The sequence below is a fragment of the Coleofasciculaceae cyanobacterium genome, from assembly GCA_036703275.1.
GTDB lineage: Bacteria > Cyanobacteriota > Cyanobacteriia > Cyanobacteriales > Xenococcaceae > Waterburya.
Window position 1 is genome coordinate 251825 of record DATNPK010000028.1, and the last position, 17138, is coordinate 268962.

General features: G+C 39.1%; 19 protein-coding genes. 11 read left to right on the forward strand and 8 right to left on the reverse strand.

The features are described 5' to 3' along the window. Positions 1-31: 31 nt before the first annotated feature. Positions 32-181 (reverse strand): hypothetical protein, encoded by a 150-nt coding sequence (locus V6C71_07925; protein HEY9768426.1) that lies wholly within the window; start codon positions 179-181, stop codon positions 32-34. Between V6C71_07925 and V6C71_07930 the strand changes: the two genes are divergently transcribed. Continuing rightward, the gene (locus V6C71_07930; protein ID HEY9768427.1) at positions 180-608 is read left to right on the forward strand and encodes a CAP domain-containing protein; all 429 of its coding nucleotides are present in this window, start codon (positions 180-182) and stop codon (positions 606-608) included. The genes V6C71_07925 and V6C71_07930 overlap by 2 nt on opposite strands. Positions 609-617: 9 nt before the next feature. After that, complete coding sequence (locus tag V6C71_07935) at positions 618-1250, forward strand: ribonuclease D (GenBank protein HEY9768428.1); 633 nt, start codon at positions 618-620, stop codon at positions 1248-1250. Positions 1251-1373: 123 nt separating this feature from the next. Here the strand turns inward: V6C71_07935 and V6C71_07940 are convergent, their stop codons facing one another. Next, positions 1374-2201: an ion transporter gene (locus V6C71_07940; GenBank protein HEY9768429.1), complete on the reverse strand. Its 828-nt coding sequence runs from the start codon at positions 2199-2201 to the stop codon at positions 1374-1376. A 64-nt stretch (positions 2202-2265) separates the two neighbouring features. Further along, complete coding sequence (locus tag V6C71_07945; GenBank protein HEY9768430.1) at positions 2266-3102, reverse strand: prephenate/arogenate dehydrogenase; 837 nt, start codon at positions 3100-3102, stop codon at positions 2266-2268. Positions 3103-3545: 443 nt separating this feature from the next. Here V6C71_07945 and pntA point away from each other — a divergent pair, with 443 nt between their 5' ends. The 6 genes from pntA to V6C71_07975 all read left to right on the forward strand — a co-directional run bounded on the left by pntA (position 3546) and on the right by V6C71_07975 (position 9325). Continuing rightward, complete coding sequence (gene pntA / locus V6C71_07950; protein HEY9768431.1) at positions 3546-5141, forward strand: Re/Si-specific NAD(P)(+) transhydrogenase subunit alpha; 1596 nt, start codon at positions 3546-3548, stop codon at positions 5139-5141. An 83-nt stretch (positions 5142-5224) separates the two neighbouring features. After that, positions 5225-6643, forward strand: coding sequence for a Re/Si-specific NAD(P)(+) transhydrogenase subunit beta (gene pntB, locus V6C71_07955; protein ID HEY9768432.1), 1419 nt, complete (start codon positions 5225-5227; stop codon positions 6641-6643). A 217-nt stretch (positions 6644-6860) separates the two neighbouring features. Further along, positions 6861-7652 carry a hypothetical protein gene (locus tag V6C71_07960; GenBank protein HEY9768433.1) on the forward strand — a complete coding sequence of 264 codons (792 nt, stop codon included), beginning with the start codon at positions 6861-6863 and terminating at the stop codon, positions 7650-7652. A gap of 58 nt (positions 7653-7710) precedes the next feature. Then, positions 7711-8088 carry a GxxExxY protein gene (locus V6C71_07965; GenBank protein ID HEY9768434.1) on the forward strand — a complete coding sequence of 126 codons (378 nt, stop codon included), beginning with the start codon at positions 7711-7713 and terminating at the stop codon, positions 8086-8088. Positions 8089-8814: 726 nt separating this feature from the next. Further along, positions 8815-9018: a hypothetical protein gene (locus tag V6C71_07970; protein HEY9768435.1), complete on the forward strand. Its 204-nt coding sequence runs from the start codon at positions 8815-8817 to the stop codon at positions 9016-9018. Beyond that, positions 8996-9325 (forward strand): type II toxin-antitoxin system PemK/MazF family toxin, encoded by a 330-nt coding sequence (locus V6C71_07975; protein ID HEY9768436.1) that lies wholly within the window; start codon positions 8996-8998, stop codon positions 9323-9325. The genes V6C71_07970 and V6C71_07975 overlap by 23 nt, the downstream gene beginning before the upstream one ends. A 133-nt stretch (positions 9326-9458) precedes the next feature. On the opposite strand, the gene V6C71_07980 is transcribed toward V6C71_07975, so the two are convergent. Continuing rightward, complete coding sequence (locus tag V6C71_07980) at positions 9459-10325, reverse strand: fructosamine kinase family protein (protein HEY9768437.1); 867 nt, start codon at positions 10323-10325, stop codon at positions 9459-9461. A 136-nt stretch (positions 10326-10461) separates the two neighbouring features. Between V6C71_07980 and V6C71_07985 the strand changes: the two genes are divergently transcribed. Together V6C71_07985 and V6C71_07990 are read left to right on the forward strand one after the other, a co-directional pair. Continuing rightward, entirely contained in the window at positions 10462-11337 is an 876-nt protein-coding gene (locus tag V6C71_07985) for an inositol monophosphatase family protein (protein ID HEY9768438.1), read from the forward strand. A gap of 31 nt (positions 11338-11368) precedes the next feature. Continuing rightward, the gene (locus tag V6C71_07990) at positions 11369-12508 is read left to right on the forward strand and encodes an L-dopachrome tautomerase-related protein (GenBank protein ID HEY9768439.1); all 1140 of its coding nucleotides are present in this window, start codon (positions 11369-11371) and stop codon (positions 12506-12508) included. 23 nt (positions 12509-12531) lie between these two features. On the opposite strand, the gene V6C71_07995 is transcribed toward V6C71_07990, so the two are convergent. After that, positions 12532-13305 (reverse strand): HAD-IIB family hydrolase, encoded by a 774-nt coding sequence (locus V6C71_07995; GenBank protein ID HEY9768440.1) that lies wholly within the window; start codon positions 13303-13305, stop codon positions 12532-12534. A 31-nt stretch (positions 13306-13336) separates the two neighbouring features. Continuing rightward, complete coding sequence (lipB, locus tag V6C71_08000) at positions 13337-13996, reverse strand: lipoyl(octanoyl) transferase LipB (GenBank protein ID HEY9768441.1); 660 nt, start codon at positions 13994-13996, stop codon at positions 13337-13339. 515 nt (positions 13997-14511) lie between these two features. Between lipB and raiA the strand changes: the two genes are divergently transcribed. Further along, positions 14512-15111: a ribosome-associated translation inhibitor RaiA gene (gene raiA / locus V6C71_08005; protein HEY9768442.1), complete on the forward strand. Its 600-nt coding sequence runs from the start codon at positions 14512-14514 to the stop codon at positions 15109-15111. A 158-nt stretch (positions 15112-15269) separates the two neighbouring features. On the opposite strand, the gene V6C71_08010 is transcribed toward raiA, so the two are convergent. Both V6C71_08010 and V6C71_08015 read right to left on the reverse strand, forming a co-directional pair. Next, entirely contained in the window at positions 15270-15851 is a 582-nt protein-coding gene (locus V6C71_08010) for a hypothetical protein (GenBank protein ID HEY9768443.1), read from the reverse strand. A gap of 40 nt (positions 15852-15891) precedes the next feature. Continuing rightward, positions 15892-17106 (reverse strand): type II secretion system F family protein, encoded by a 1215-nt coding sequence (locus V6C71_08015; protein ID HEY9768444.1) that lies wholly within the window; start codon positions 17104-17106, stop codon positions 15892-15894. Between the last annotated feature and the right edge of the window lie 32 nt (positions 17107-17138).

Genomic DNA, 17138 nt, shown 5'->3' on the forward strand with positions numbered 1-17138 from the left:
ATACTACAATAAAATTACTAAACTGCATCCCCTAATTAAAAGCCGTGTATCGACCACCAATTTTACTGCCAACGCCTCGATTAATCAAAGTTATGTTTTCTATATCATTGGCTATAGGATTGGTATCTTGGTCAAGATCGAGTGTAGCTTCTGAGCCAACTTTGCTGGAGTCAAACAGCATGATAACAGCAGCCTCAAGCGACGCTGAAAGCTTAGAAATGACAAACTTAGTCCAGCAGGTTCATCAACAAATTAATCAGTATCGTGGCTCTTTGAATCTTGCTCCTTTGAGTTTAAATGCTTTAATTAGTGAACAAGCCAAAATTCACAGTCAAGATATGGCACAGCAAGTAGTGGAGCTTGGTCATCAGGGTTTTGAGGGCAGAATTGAAGCTTTAGAAGCTAATATTTCTTATCGCAGCGCAGCTGAAAACGTGGCTTATAACCAAGGCTACCGCAATCGGGCCGATAGAGCCGTAATAGGATGGATTGAAAGCGAAACTCATCGACAAAACATTATCGGCAACTATAATCTAACAGGTATTGGAGTAGCCCAAAATCAAGAAGGGGAATACTACTTCACGCAAATTTTTATCTTGGAAAATTAGATTGGCAATATGGTTTTAGACAACGTTCAAGTTTGTGATGAAGACTTAGACGTGGCTACTTTAGCTCGTTATCTGTCTGCTGAGGCGATCGCTATAGACACAGAAACGATGGGTTTAGCTCTCGGGCGCGATCGCTTATGTTTAGTACAGTTATGTGACTCTCAGGGTTTTATTACCGCAGTTCGGATCGCTAAAGGACAAACAGAAGCACCCAACTTAGAGAAATTGCTAACGTCTTGGGACGTTGTCAAAGTTTTTCATTATGCTCGTTTTGATGTGGCGCAGTTTAATGTAACATTTGGGATCGAAACCGCACCAATTTTTTGCACCAAAATCGCCAGCAAACTAGCTCGTACTTATACTTCTAATCACGGGTTAAAAAATTTAGTCGCAGAACTAACAGGGGTAGAGTTAGATAAACGCGCTCAAAGTTCTGATTGGGGAGATGCGGATAATTTGTCTCGAGAGCAGTATGATTATGCTGCTAACGATGTTCGTTACTTGCTGAATGTCAAGGACAAATTAACCATGATGCTGAGAAGAGAAGGACGAGAACAACTGGCGCAACAGTGTTTTCAGGCAATACCCGTATTTGTTGCTTTAGACATACTGCAATTTCCAAATATTTTTGAACATCACTAAGTTAACCTTAAAAATTTCAGGCTGTATTGACTCAAAATAATGGCGATCGCTCACTACGGTTACTAATATTTAGCTAAAGCGCGATCGCGCTGTTGAGCGAAACTTGAGCGATAATCTATTGATTTATGCTCGATCGCGGTCTAATTTTGTGCCGCAGCGTTTGCAAAACAAAGCATCAGGTTCATGATGAGATAGTTCACAGCCAAGGCATTTTTGTTCGACATAATTGTTTGATTTAACTACTTGACCAATTAATTCGCTTAGCTGCCAGGGAATAAATAATACGCCTGTAAAAATCATCAACACCGTCATCAATTTACCAGCCTGAGATAAAGGCGTAACGTCGCCATAGCCAACGGTAGTCATGGTTACAACCACGAAATAGAAAGCATCAAAAAAGCTGACCAAGCGATCGCTATTTATTTGATGCTCTACCTGATAAATTAGTCCTGAGTAGACAAAAATTAAGGTAAATAGGGTGAGGAAAATTCGCACAGATATCATACTCTCTTTGGTCTTGAAGCCCAAAATCTGATTTTCGAGCTGCCAAAATCTAACAACTCGTAAAATCCGAAACCAGCGGAAGACTCGAATAAAGCGAATATCTGTCCAACCTATCAGTAAAGGTAAAACAGCAATCAAATCGATTACACCAAACAGACTAAAGAAAAACTTTTTTGGGTTTTTAGTTGACCAAAGACGCAATAAATACTCAACGGCGAAAATAATTAAAATTACCGAATCGACAATTTCTAAACCAGCCTCAAACTGCTTACCGATGGGATAGGTTTGGACTACGAAAATAGCCGAAGACAGCAAGATTAAACCGAATATGCTGAGATTAGACCATAAACCAATATTGGTATTGGTATCTTCCAAATAAAAAGCAATTTTGGCTCTGAGCGATAAATTTTTCAGCGATATTTCTTGGGCAGCTAATTCTGGTGGCACAACTGAATTTAATTGACTTTTTATAAGTTATCTAAATAATTTCTTGCCAGTTTACTAAAATTTGCTAATTTAAAAAATCCGCTCTAGCTCGAGCTGTGGTCTGCAATATTGCTGTTAAATCTTGCCAATTTTCTTGCTCAATTAAAGCAATTATACAATCTAAATTATCTCGATACTGATGAAGCGATCGCAATAGTTCTAATCGATTATATTTTGCCATCATCATGCCTAATTCTGGATTTCCTCCGCCTACCCGACTCGTATCCCGAAAGCCAGAACTAGCTAATATTTTGGCTAAGTGTAATGTATCGGGTGTTTCTTGTAGACAGGCTTCGATCAAACTGGCGCTTACCATTACGGGTAGATGAGATATCCAGCTAACGGCGCGATCGTGAACTCTAGCATCACAAATGTACGGTCTGGCATTTAACTCTAGCGCGATCGCTTTTAGTTTGGCTAAATTCTCTGGTTTGGTTTGTTCTGTCGGCGTAAAAACATAAGCTGCCCCAGTAAATAAATTAGGTAGTGCTGCATCAATACCACTTTCGGCTGTACCTGCCATGGGGTGTCCACCAATAAAGTTAGACCATAACGGGCTACACTCTTTGACAATCGGCTGTTTTACTGAACCGACATCGGTGACGATCGCCTCACAATTGAGGTGAGGGATGATTTGTTTAATCGTCGCGGCGATCGCCGCGATCGGTGTACAGACAATGACTAATTCCGTGTCTTGAAGTAAATTCATTGAGGTACTGGCGCGATCGGCAATACCTCTAGATAAGGCAGTTTCACAGGTAATAGATTGACGAGATATGCCAATAATTTGATGTCCTTGTGAGCGTAAATCTAAACCCAAAGAACCACCGATCGAACCTAAACCAACAATACCGATTTTCATCGTCTATTTTATTTTTGTTAAAAATTATTACAAATATTTTACAAATTATCAATGATAATATTTTTTGGCAATTAAAAGCTATTTGTCTTCAAGAGATATATGTAAAGACTTGCAAACAAACTAAAAATAGCTGACAATTACTAAGACAAGTTAAAGATTGCCCTGTAATATTGGGGATCGTTTTAGGATGGCAATGATAAATAAAGTAGGAGTATTAAAAATTAAGCTATTCTCAAGTTTAGTAAAAACATACATCTACAAAATATTCGATTAATCTAATCGTTAAAGCCAAAGTTTTAGCGAAATAAATCAAAAGCTTTTCTCTCCTCTACAAAAGATATTACATATTGCTAGAAATTACTTCAATCAATGTTTACTGTTGCTGACGGTAATTTTTTAGTCTTTATACTGTTTTCAAGTCAATACTTATTTTAGGAGCATTTATGACCGCAACCGTCGATAGACAAACGCAGGACAGCCAACAGTCAGAAGGACGTAAAGAAAGTCCGCGTAAAATTGGCATTCCTAAAGAAATATACCCTAATGAATGTCGTGTCGCAGCAACTCCCAACACGGTTAAAAAACTACAAAAATTAGGCTTTGAAATTCTGGTCGAGAGCAATGCTGGCGCAGCAGCTAACTTTACTAACCATTCTTACCAAGAAGCAGATTGTAAAATTGTTGACAATACCGCCTCACTTTGGTCGGAAGCTGACATTATCCTCAAGGTACGCGCTCCTGAAGATTCAGAAATTGAGGAGATGCCCGAAGGTAAAACTATTATCAGCTTTATCTGGCCAGCGCAAAATGAAGAATTATTAAACAAGTTAGCATCTCGCAATGCTACAGTTTTGGCAATGGATGCAGTGCCTAGAATTAGTCGCGCTCAGAAGATGGATGCCTTATCTTCAATGGCTAACATTGCGGGCTATCGGGCAGTTATCGAAGCAGCAAATAACTTTGGTCGTTTCTTTACTGGACAGATTACCGCAGCGGGTAAAGTACCTCCTGCGAAAGTAATGGTAATTGGTGCTGGTGTTGCAGGTTTAGCAGCGATCGGTGCAGCTAGAAGCCTTGGTGCAATTGTGAGGGCTTTTGATACTCGCCCTGTGGTTAAAGAACAGGTAGAAAGTCTGGGTGCAGAATTCCTGGAACTAGAGTTTGAAGAAGACGGTAGTGGTGCTGGTGGTTATGCCAAAACCATGAGTAAAGAGTTCATCGATGCAGAGATGGCATTGTTTAGAGAACAGGCCAAAGAAGTCGATATTATTATTACTACTGCATTGATTCCAGGAAGACCAGCACCTAAACTCATTTTGACCGACATGGTAGAAATGATGAAGGAAGGTTCGGTGGTAGTAGATTTAGCTGCCGAACAAGGTGGTAACTGTGAAGTAACTAAGCCTAACGAGATCTACAAATACAATGGCGTTACCATTATCGGCTTAACTGACTTACCTAGCCGTATGGCAGCGCAGTCAAGTCAGCTATATGGTACAAACTTATGGCACTTGCTCAAAGATATGGGTGGGGCGGAAGATTATAAAGTAGATTATGAAGACCAAGTAGTTCGCGGTGCGCTAATTGTCCATGAAGGAAAAGTAACTTGGCCCCCACCCAAGATTGAAAATCCTACTCCTACTCCTCCTCCCACGGCAAAAGCGGTAATAACCCCTGTTACTCAGAAAGAGCAAAAATCTAGTAGCGGTGTTGTTTGGGTAATCTTAGCTGGTTTAGCTTTACTCGGAATTGGTATCGGTGCGCCGACTTCTTTCTTATCTCACTTTACTGTCTTTGTCTTAGCCTGCTTTATTGGCTATCAGGTGATTTGGAACGTTTCCCCAGCACTACATACTCCCTTAATGAGCGTGACCAATGCCATTAGCGGAATCATAATTTTGGGTGGTATGTTGCAGATCTCTGGAGAAATAACTTCACCCTCTGTAATTCTAGGCGCGATCGCCATTTTGGTCGGAACAATCAACATTTCTGGTGGCTTCCTCGTTACCCAACGGATGTTGAAAATGTTCCAGAAATAATTAATATGCACATCTTAATGTAGGGGCGAACGGGACCGTTCACCCCTACGGTTAATCATCGCAAAAATCATTACATCATCAATATGACAAATAATCTTGTGGCGGTTGCTTATATTGCAGCCAGTGCCTTCTTTATCCTCAGCCTGGGGGGATTATCCAACCAGGAAACAGCCCGTCGGGGTAACTTGTTCGGAATTATTGGCATGGCGATCGCCTTTGCCGCTACTGCCCTCAGCGCCCAGGTCAACGGTTACGGAGTTTTGATTGCGGCGATCGTTCCTGGGGCTATTATTGGCTCAGTTCTCGCTGCTAGAGTCGCGATGACCTCTATGCCCGAACTTGTAGCGATTCTGCATAGTTTTGTCGGTTTAGCTGCGGTATTAGTTGGTTTTGCCACCTACCTTCAGCCTGAAAATACTTTGACTGGTGTAGAAGCTACCATTCATGAACTAGAAATCTATATTGGTATCTTTATTGGTGCGGTTACCTTTGCGGGTTCTGTAGTAGCCTTCGGTAAATTGAACGGTTCTTTTGGTAGCAAACCACTTATGTTGCCTGCCCGACACCTAATAAATATTGCTTTATTAGTTGGTTCGGTAGTTCTTGGCGTACAGTTCATGCAACCAGCCGACGGCTTGCAGCCTCTGTTAATTATGACTGGATTGGCTTGTGTACTAGGTTTTCTTCTAGTCATGGGTATCGGTGGCGCAGATATGCCTGTGGTTATCTCTATGCTTAATAGCTACTCAGGTTGGGCTGCTGCTGCTGCTGGCTTTATGCTTTCCAATGACGTACTGATCGTTACTGGTGCATTAGTTGGTAGCAGTGGGGCAATTCTTAGCTACATCATGTGTGAAGCCATGAACCGTTCATTTATTAGCGTAATCCTGGGCGGTTTTGGTGAAGGTAGTAGTGGTGCTGCACCTGCTGGCGAAGCTAAGCCTATGGGCGAAGCTACAGCAACCAATGTTGAAGAAGTAGCTGAACTACTTAACGATGCGAAAAGCGTGGTTATTGTACCTGGTTATGGCATGGCGGTAGCTCAAGCACAGCATTCCGTTTCCGACATTACCAAAATTCTGCGCAAGCAGGGTAAAGAAGTTCGTTTTGGTATCCACCCAGTAGCTGGAAGAATGCCTGGACACATGAACGTATTATTAGCAGAGGCGAATGTCCCTTACGATATAGTGCTAGAAATGGATGAGATTAACGATGATCTGTCTAATACTGATGTTGTCTTGGTAATTGGTGCAAACGACACCGTTAACCCCAGCGCACTAGACGATCCTGCTAGCCCCATTGCAGGTATGCCCGTAGTAGAGGTTTGGAAAGCTCAAAATGTGGTGGTAATGAAGCGCAGTCTGGGTATTGGTTATGCAGGGGTAGATAATCCTTTGTTCTATATGGATAATAATCAAATGTTATTCGGCGATGCGAAGCAAAATGTTAGCGCGTTGTTGAATGAGTTGTCTAAGAGCGAGAAGGAATTGGTTGCTGCTTAGTTGAAGCTTGAGTTATTTTTGAATCCTCCTGCTTAGTCGGGAGGATTTTTTTTATCTCACGCAAAGACGCTAAGCCGCAAAGAAAGAAACGCGAAGGGGTTATTTGTTTGGTGTTTAGAATTGTAAGGGAAGGAAGCAAACGATTGTTCTGTGTTTGATATGGTCTTGGAAGAAAAGGGAATTATTTTTGTATGGGTAATTTTCTTTAAATTTTTTTATGACTGTTGAAAGCGAAGATTATAAACTTGAAGTTTTGGAGTACGCTGTTAATCAATGTATTGATTGCCTTTTGCCTGAAAGTAATGAAAATGCTTTGAGTGCAATTCTTTATCAAAGTAATGAGGTTGTCTGGAGAGTAGCAACAGATATATATTCTAAAAGTGGCTATCAAATAGATTTTGTTTTTATTAGAGATATTCTTAATTTGAAGGTTGAGCCTTTACAGAGAAAAATTGCTGAAAAGGAAAAAATTAGAAAAGAGCAAGAAAGAATTAGAAAAGCAAAAGAAGCCGATGAAGCTAAAATCAGAGAGGAATTGAAGGCTAAAAGGCTAGCAAAAGAAGTTGAAGAGGCAAAAATTAAAGCCAAGTTGGAAGCGGAAAAACTAGCGAAAATAGCTGAACAAAAACAGATTGAGAAAGAAAGAAAAGAGAAAGAACAAAAAAAATTACAAGAATTTAAAGAAACTAATCCAGGGATTCATATAAATAAATATGAAGAATTAGAAACGTTTTTAGAAGTTTTTGACAGGGTTAAAAATGTAATTGTTGATCGGCTAGAGGTAAATGGAGAGGCAATAAATAAAGAGAAAATAGAATTAGATGCTGTCCTTACTACAGATTTAGGTGTAGAAGATAGATATGATAGTTTTGTTGGTCATTTTGAACGAGTCGAACTCGCAATGGGAATCGAACACGAATTTGATATAGAAATATCAGATGAAGAGTCAGAAACTATTTTGTTCTTGAGTGTTAGTCAGTTAGTAAATCTTGTTCTGCAAAAAACATAATATTAAGTCTCACGCAAAGACGCAAAGACGCAAAGAAACAAACGCGAAGGGGTTATCTGTGAGGGAGAATGAGGTTGCAAGGGAAATTGTGGATGCTGCGTATTGTATTCATACGAGGTTGGGTGCAGGTTTGTTGGAGTCGGTTTATGAGGCGGTGATGGCTTATGAGTTGCAGAAGCGAGGGTTAAGGTTTGAGAGACAGAAACCTATTCCTGTAGTTTATGAGGGGATGCAGTTGGAAGAGGGTTTTAGAGCAGATTTTATTATAGAAGATTTGGTGATTATTGAGTTAAAATCTGTAGAACATATCGCCCCAGTTCATAAAAAACAACTATTAACTTATCTCCGTCTGGCCAACAAACGCTTGGGTTTACTTATCAACTTCAACACCGATCTCATCAAAAACGGTATTACTCGCATTGCGAACAACCTGTAAACTTTCTGCGTCTTTCTTTGCGCCTTAGCCCCAAACTAAGCGGGATAAACCTTTTGGCGAGAAATTAAAACCAAATAACTTCTCAACAAAAAACAAGCGATCGCCATAGAAAAAAACATAACCTATAATTAATTTCATGACCTAAATTATAATAAGCATGATTAATACTCAGGATTTAGCTTTAAATTACATAACTAATCAAGCAGGAGAAAAACTGCTGTAATTTTAACTATTGCTCAATTTGAAGAATTACTTGAAGATACAGAAGATTTAGCGATTGTGGCAGAACGACGAGATGAGCCGACGACTAGTCATGCCGAGCTACTTGCTGAATTAAAACAAAATCAGCTTATATAAAGTTGAGTGGAAAAAGTCGGCAAAAAAAAAATTAAAAAAACTAGACAAGCAAATTATCTCTCGAATTTTGCAAGCTGTAGAAAATTTAGCCAAAAATCCTTACTCATCGGATAGCAAAAAACTAGTCGCTAGCGACTCTATTTATCGTATCCGTGTTGGAGATTATCGAATTATCTAAATATTAAATCTTTTGTACTAACAATCGAAATAATTAAAATTGGTCATCGCCGAGAAATTTATCGAAAACGATAATTATTTTTTTAGATTACTTGTAATTGCGATCGCCATTCAATCTCTACACATTAAAAAAGCGATATAAAATATAATTGCGACCGTAGTTGTAATTTATTATGATCGAATCTATTTAGAATGCTAAAAACATTAATGGCAACTGTTCGTCAAGGAAAAATAGAAATATCAGAGGGATTAGAACTTCCTGAAGGGACGAGAGTTTTAGTTACAGTATTATCCGATGATGAAGCTGAATTTTGGGGTCAAGCTAGTCAAGCCTCTCTAGATAAAGTTTGGAATAATTCAGAGGATGATATTTATGCCGAACTACTCGAAGAATAATGTTATTTTAGTTCGCTATCCTTTTTCTGATTTATCTAATTCTAAGATTAGACCAGCGATTATAGTAAATGTGAAACATCCCTCTCAAGATGTTCTAATAGTTCCCCTCACCAGCAAAACTAATTCATTGCTGCCAGGAGAATTTGTTTTAGCTGATTGGCAAGCAGCAGGATTAAATGTTTCCAGCGCATTAAAAAGAGGCATTTATACAATTGAGAAAAACCTAATCATTAAAATTATTGGTAAACTGCAAAAATCTGATGCTCAAAAGTTAGATAAGTCTCTCAAGGGTTGGTTAGGTTTATAAAAACTAATATTCAGGCGCTCGCCATTCAATCTCTACACATTAAAAAAGCGATCGCCTTAACAAAAAGTTTTAACTCTTTAGCGTTCTTTGCTTAGTAGAATATATATCTGTAGAGATTCGATCTTGTCAGACTTTAGGAAATTATCTGCCCAATTATTCTTTTAGCTTGATTAGCGTATCCACCACCAAAGAGATTAAAATGATTTAAAACGTGATAGAGATTATAAATACTCTTACGTTGTTGATAACCGCTGTCTAATTGCCACACTTGATTGTAGCCATTATAGAAAGCAGTCGGAAAACCGCCGAACAGTTCGGTCATGGCAACATCAGTTTCGCGATCGCCATAATAAGTAGCAGGATCTAAGATAACGGGTGAACCATCAGTTGCGATCGCAGCATTACCCGACCATAAATCGCCATGGACTAAAGAGGCTTCAGGCTGTCTAGCCGCTAGTTTATTTCTGACCGCATTAATTACTTTATTTGTATCAGGAAAACTTCCCCCGCGACGTTTAGCTAGTTTTAACTGATAACCGATACGATGTTCGGCAAAAAAATCCGCCCAGCTATCTGTCCAGATATTAATCTGAGGAGTAGAACCGATGGTGTTGTTGCCTTCCCAACCAAAGCGTTGACTTGTCCCCTCACGGTGCATTGCTGCTAACTGACGACCCATTTCTTGGTAGCTTTGACTATTATTACCGCCTCCCAAATCCAGCCATTGGAGGATAATATAGCTAGAATTAGCAGCCGTTCCGTAACAGATCGGCTGTGGCACGGTAATTGTCTGCGTAGCATACATTTGCTTTAAACCCAAAGCTTCTGCTGCAAACATCTCTACCTGAGAAGCATCATTTAGCTTGACGAAATATTCTGCATTATTGCTGCTTACTTGATAACTTTGATTAATACAGCCACCGTTGACTGATTTTGTCTGGGCGATCGCAAATTTCTCTCCTGTCGCCTGGCTTATGGCTTGAGCAATTTCTGTCCACATTAGAGTTTATATTTTTAATTAATTAGTTTTCAATAAAACTAGCAACTATTAATTAACTTAACCTGTTTTTAAATATAAAATTTTAGAATCAAACAACTAAACAATCCAGCTTAAACTCACTTTTATATAGTTTTATATGTCTTCTCAACCTTCACCTCGTAAAATACTCCAGACGTTACTGCCACATTTGAGAGTAGCTGCGGGTTATGCGCACCAAATTCAAACCAAGATTACCTCTTTACCAGCTAAAGATGCAGGGGATAACATCTTAGCAGCAGCACTTAGTGATGCAGATTTATCGATTCAAGTTTTAATTGAGGTGGCTTTACTAGGAACTTATCCCGATCTTGCTTTTTACGGGGAAGAGTATGAACAATCACGCAATACTAAATATTTTTCTTCTACTGAATTAAACACAAATAATTATTTAATTACTTTAGATCCAATTGATGGTACTAAATACTATCTCGATGGCTTTGATAATTACCAAATTATTTTAAATATTCTCAATGCTGATAGTTATGAAGCAGTAATTGCTCTCTCTCCCGCACAAGACTGTTACTACTACACCATTAAAAACCAAGGAGTATATCAGGGAAATTTGGCACAAGATTTAGATGACTGCACACCATTAAAAATAACTAATCCTCGTCAAGCAATACTGCTTGGCTGGGGAATGGCACATTTAAAACCTGCATTACAAGATAAATATCAAGTAATTGATATTGAAAACTGTTATTCCTCTTCTGTTCAATTTCCTAACTACAATGGCATATTTTCAGGAGATTTAATTGGCTGGATTACTAAAAGAGGCAAATTAATCGATAGCGCAGCACTAGCTTTTATGGCGCAACAAAACGGCTGTATCGTAACTGGGTTTGACGGTTTACCTTTACCTCCTTTATACACCTGCAAAGATTATAGTTATGATGGCGCGATCGTGGCTAATTCTCCTCAAATACATCAAGATTTGTTAGCAGCCTGTCGAAAACTTACGAGCAGTACTTCATAATGTTCGTCTGATAACGTATTGCCACTTCAATATGATCGACTATAGAAGTTATTTAATTCGACGCATACAGAGTTTCTGGGCTTATTTAGTGTCTGTGGCGATTATTGCTGTTTTATTATCTTCTATTCATCATCCTGTAGCTGCCCAAATCGATGAACTTGAGATTGTGGCTGAATTTCCAGCTGAACATCCCCCAGGTAATATTGCCATCACACCAGAAGGCAGATTAATTATGAGTCAGCATCAATTTTATGGTGCGCCTTTACGGGTAGTAGAAGTACTAGATGAAAGTGTTGTACCTTTTCCCGATCGAGCCTGGAGTAGTCAGCCTAATCAAAACGGAGTTGGTCTAAATACAGTTTTGGGACTTCGTTCAGATCGAGAGGGTGTAGTCTGGATGCTCGATAACAGTTCAGGAGAAGGACAATCAGGTAAGATTGTCGGCTGGGATACGGAAAATGAGCAACTGTATCAGATTATCTATCTACCACAGCCAATCATTGCCGACAATTCATTTTTGAACGATTTAGCTGTGGATCTTGACCACAATGCGATTTATGTTACCGATACTGCTAGCGGCAATAATTCTGCCTTAATCGTAGTCGATCTCAATACAGGATTCTCTCGTCGGGTATTAGAAGGGGACATCTCAACTCGTCCCGAAGATATTCCCCTGATAATTAACGAACGTGTAATCAATATGCAAGGAAAACCTGCCAAAGTCGGTGCCAACCCGATTACCGTCGATCCAAACAATGAATGGGTTTACTATGCACCCATGAGTGGCAGATCTTTATATCGTATTTCTACTGAAGATTTATTAGATGAATCTCTTTCTCGATCGCAACTGGCTAGCAGAGTTGAACGCTATGGCGACAAGCCAATTTGCGATGGTATTACCGTAGATAATGCAGGTAATGTCTATATTACTTCCATTACCGATAATGCGATCGGCGTTGTCGATCGCACTGGTGCATATCGAACTCTTTATCAAGATGACAAGTTACTAAACTGGACTGATGGCATGGCGTTTAGTCCCGATGATTATGTTTATGTTACTGTCAGTCAATTACAAAATTCTCCACCGTTAAATAACGGAGAAAATGATTTTCAACCGCCTTTTTATCTAGTTAGATTCCCTGCTTTGGCTTCAGGTGCAGTAGGAAGATAAGATTAATTAATCTAATTATTGGCTTATTGGCGATGTCTGATAATTAGTTCTGCTAGTTCACAAAATCCTTCTCCCTCAGGTTTGTTGGTTACATAGGCAGGCAAATATTTTAATTGCTCTCGATACCTTAATACATTAGCTACTCCCGCTGAAACAGGAAATTCTTTTTGATTAAACAGAGATTCATCATTAGGACTATCACCGATAGTCAATATTTCTGTTGGTTTTAGATCGCGAAAATATTGCTCGATAACTTGGTTTAAACCATAAGCTTTGTCTTGATACGTTGGTTTGATGTGACACTGTATCGTACTGTAGGTAAAACCATAGCCTTCAGCCTGACAAACACGCTCGATTTGTTCTAATTCAGTTAAATTCAAATTTTCTACTTCAAATGTCCAGTCGGTTAGGCGAAATCGATTATCTGGCGACTCTTTTATCTGGGGAAACTTAGTTTTGAGTATCTGGAATACTCGGCTTAGCTGCTGGCGGTGTTCTTCAATATTTCCTTTGCTAATCAAGTTCGGCTGAGGATCGTGATTCCAATAGAATAAACCGCCATTTTCGGCGATCGCTCCCACTACAGGTAAATAAGTTGCGATCGCTTGCACCCATCCTGCTGAACGCCCTGTAGTAATTAATACATCTATTCCCGCAGTCGACAATTTAGTTAATATCTGAAATAACTTAGAGTCAAACTTCTCAGTTTGGGTTAAGGTACCATCCATGTCTGTGGCGATTAGACGGATATTTTGCCAATGATAGTTATTGATTGATTTGAGAGATGTTTGATTCATTAAAGATAACAAATATTGATAATCGTCTTGCTCATTGGACTGTTTCGACCAATTCTACTTGAAATACTTCAGAGAAAGCTTTCGCTACGTCAACTCGGATTTTTGCTACGGTAATATTAGGAATAAATTCTGCCAAACTTGCTACTGGCTTATCGGCGATACCGCAGGGAACTATCTGCTCAAATCCACTCATGTCAGGACATACGTTTACAGCAAATCCGTGCATTGTAATCCAACGACGAACTTTAATGCCAATAGCCGCAATTTTTTTTCCTTCTAGCCAAACACCAGTTAATTTAGGAACACGATAGGCCTTTAAACCATAGTTGGCTACAGTATTAATGATGACCGCTTCTAATTGTCTTAAATACCAATGTAAGTCTTGCCGATAGTAGCGCAGATTCATAATTGGATAGCCTACTAATTGACCAGGACAATGATATGTTACTTCCCCGCCCCGTTCAATACGATGAATCTCGAATTCGCTAGTTTGTGGATCGAACTTAAGAAAATCCACAGTCGAACCTGTTCCTAATGTGTAAACAGGAGGATGCTCTAAGAGAATCAAAACATCATCTAGTCTAGAATCATTTATTTTTTTGGCTACAAGCGATCGCTGATACGACCAGGCTTGAGTATATTCAACTATTGCTTGATTATCTAATAGACAAATTTTGTTATTTTGTGGCATATTGCTCGCCTATTTTAATAAATGTCAATCAATGTAACATAACATGAAAAAAACGGGTGTTTTGATGTTATGCAAGATACAAAGTGTTAATATTTTAGTTATAAAGCTATTAAAAAAAAAGCATTGCTTGTCAGGAATTGCAGAAAGATAAACCAAACAGCAAACTATCTCAAATGCAAAGATATAAGTTTATCAGATTAAAATCTAAACCAAGCAGATTTCGATTGAATAACTCAATTAATCTTTGGTAATTGCTTGAGAAAAGAATATTTGGAGAGTACCGTAACTTTTGCTAAACAAATAATTAGAGACTATAAACGTCGATCATAGTCTTTAAAAATATTTAATTTAAAGTGCATTACTTTAGGTTAAAAAAAGTAATGATTGCTACCAATTATTCTTAAATAAAAGCAAACTTTTTTAAGTTAAGAGATTTGTGTATTTTACTACAATTTCATAGCAGTGCCGTATCTACTTTTATTGGCTTTTAAACTGTATATTATGGAGTAGCGAATATGAAGCTTTTGATCCAAGGAAATAACATTGCAGTCACAGAATCTATTCATGATTACGTAGAACAGAAATTAGAAAAAGCAGTCAAACATTTCCAAAATATAACTGGGAAAGTAGATGTTCATTTATCTGTAGCTCGCAACTCTCGGATCGAAAGAAAACATAAGGCTGAAGTAACAGTGTTTGCCAATGGGACGGTAATTCGCGCTCAGGAAGGTAGCGAAAATCTCTATGCAAGTATCGATATGGTGGCAGATAAAATTGCACGACAGTTGCGCAAATACAAAGAAAAGCATTTAGCCAAGAATGCCCATGTGCATACACGTCAAGAAGAAATAGCCGAAAGTGAAGATGTAGTCGAAATTAAGGAGCTAAATAGCGATCGCGCTCCCGAGTTGCCTGTAGAAGTAGTTAGAACCAAATACTTTACTATGTCACCCATGACTACTCAGGAAGCTTTAGAGCAGCTTCAGCTGATCGACCACGATTTTTATATGTTTCATAATAGCGAAACCGACGAAATTAACGTAATCTATAGTCGCAATCACGGTGGTTATGGAGTAATTCAACCTCGTGCAGATGCTAATACTCGTAAAGAATAATTATCCACACTAAATTTCTACAGTATGATTTGAAACATTAGTTTCAAAGACAGAGAAGTAGATAAGTTTGGGGAGTAAAGGAAGTTTTCTTTACTCTTCGATTTGTTTTAGCGATTGTTTTATCAAAAATTTTGACACTGTGTTGCAAAAATCAAGCTTTAATCTAAATTAGAGATCGTGTCGCTAATTTCAGATTCCGCAGCAGAATTGAGAGATTGCACAATATAGGGAAATCCAGCCCCAGCCAAACCTTGTTTAATGCGATCGCTTGTTGCTTCAAACACGACAAACAGTGGCTTGATCTCCTCAGCTGCCTCGCTAATCATGTGCTGTTCATTAGGCGGCATTAACCATTCATAATCTTGGTCTAGATAAACCTGGGTTTGTCGCCAGCGATCGACCAGATCGGAAAAATCTTCTTCTGGACGATGGATAAAAACAATAATCTCTGTACCCATTTTAATTTTCCACTCTGGATCGCACATCAAAATTCCCAAATCGCAGGGCAAAGAAGTAGCAACGCGAGGGGTTTTAAGCTGTAGAGGATGGTTCAAGGTTAATTCTGGTCGGCGAATACGAACTACGGGAAGAGGAATTGTAATTAGACTCTGTTCTGGTCGGCGAATACTGGGTAATGCTTCGAGATAAGGGCGATGTTGCTTCAGCAAAGCGATCGCCCCGCTACGAGTACTGAATTGCGATAGTAAAGTTTCATAGTCAGATTTTTTAACAAATATCATGAAATTTTCAAAGTACGCAAGGCATAGTCACCCCACAAAATTAACCTAACTGATCGAAGATCGAGAACATTGGTAAATACATCGACAGTAAAATCGTACCCACCATCACCGCAATACCAACCATCATAATTGGCTCGATCATACTAGTAAGAGCTTTAACCGACTGTTCCACTTCGTCTTCGTAAAAATCAGCCACTTTCTCCATCATGCCGTCGAGTTCTCCAGTTTCTTCCCCAATACTAATCATTTGAATGGCTAAGGCAGGAAAGACATTTTCTTTTTGAATTGCCAGAGAAATCATGCCACCCTGTTGAATATCGGCTTTAGCAGCCTGTACAGCATTAACCAGTACCTGATTCCCAATAGTATCGCAGACGATATCAAAACACTGCAATACGGGAACACCAGAACGAGTTAAAGTACCAAAGATGCGGCAAAAGCGAGCTACTGCAATTTTTTCGTTTAAGTCCCCAAACAAGGGCATCTTCAACAGAAAGCCATCAATTTGTAGACGACCCATGGGCGTTTTGTAATAATTACGGATTACAAAGCTAAGTACAGAAAATACCCCAATCGGAATTAGTATTTTCCAACTACGAAGGATATCACTGATACCCAGCATGACGCGAGTCAGCAAAGGTAATTCCGCGCCTAATCCTTCAAAAATTGCGCCGAATACGGGAATCAAAAAGATCGTCATCCCCAAAAAGGCAATGACCGCAAAAATCCCTACTGTTACGGGATAAGCCATAGCTGATTTGATTTGATTCTGTAACTTTGCCATGTCTTCGAGCAGTTTAGACAGTCGCATCAGTACTTCGTCTAGAACCCCTCCAGTTTCACCAGCTTCAACCATAGCAACATAGAGGTTATTAAAACATTCAGGGTAGTCTTGCATCGACTCTGATAAGCTTATACCTTGTTGCACCTTCGCACTAATGCCTAAGAGAGCTTTTTTAAGCTTTACATTAGGTGCTTGGTCTGCCAATATGCCCAAGGCTCGAACAATTGCCACTCCTGCATTAACCATGACCGAAAACTGGCGGGAAAATATAGCTTTGTCTTTAACCGTGACTTTAGCTAAAGCCATTTCTAAAGCGGATAGGTCAATTTCAAAACTAGACTTGTTAACCTTACCGACGGCTACATATCTGTTTTTTAGCACCAGACGAGCTTGTTCAGCAGAAGCAGCTTCAATTTTTTCTTTAAAGATTTTACCTGAATTGTCTTTGACTTTTGCTACGAATATAGACATAGATAAACTAATAGCTAAGTTAGTAATACAAA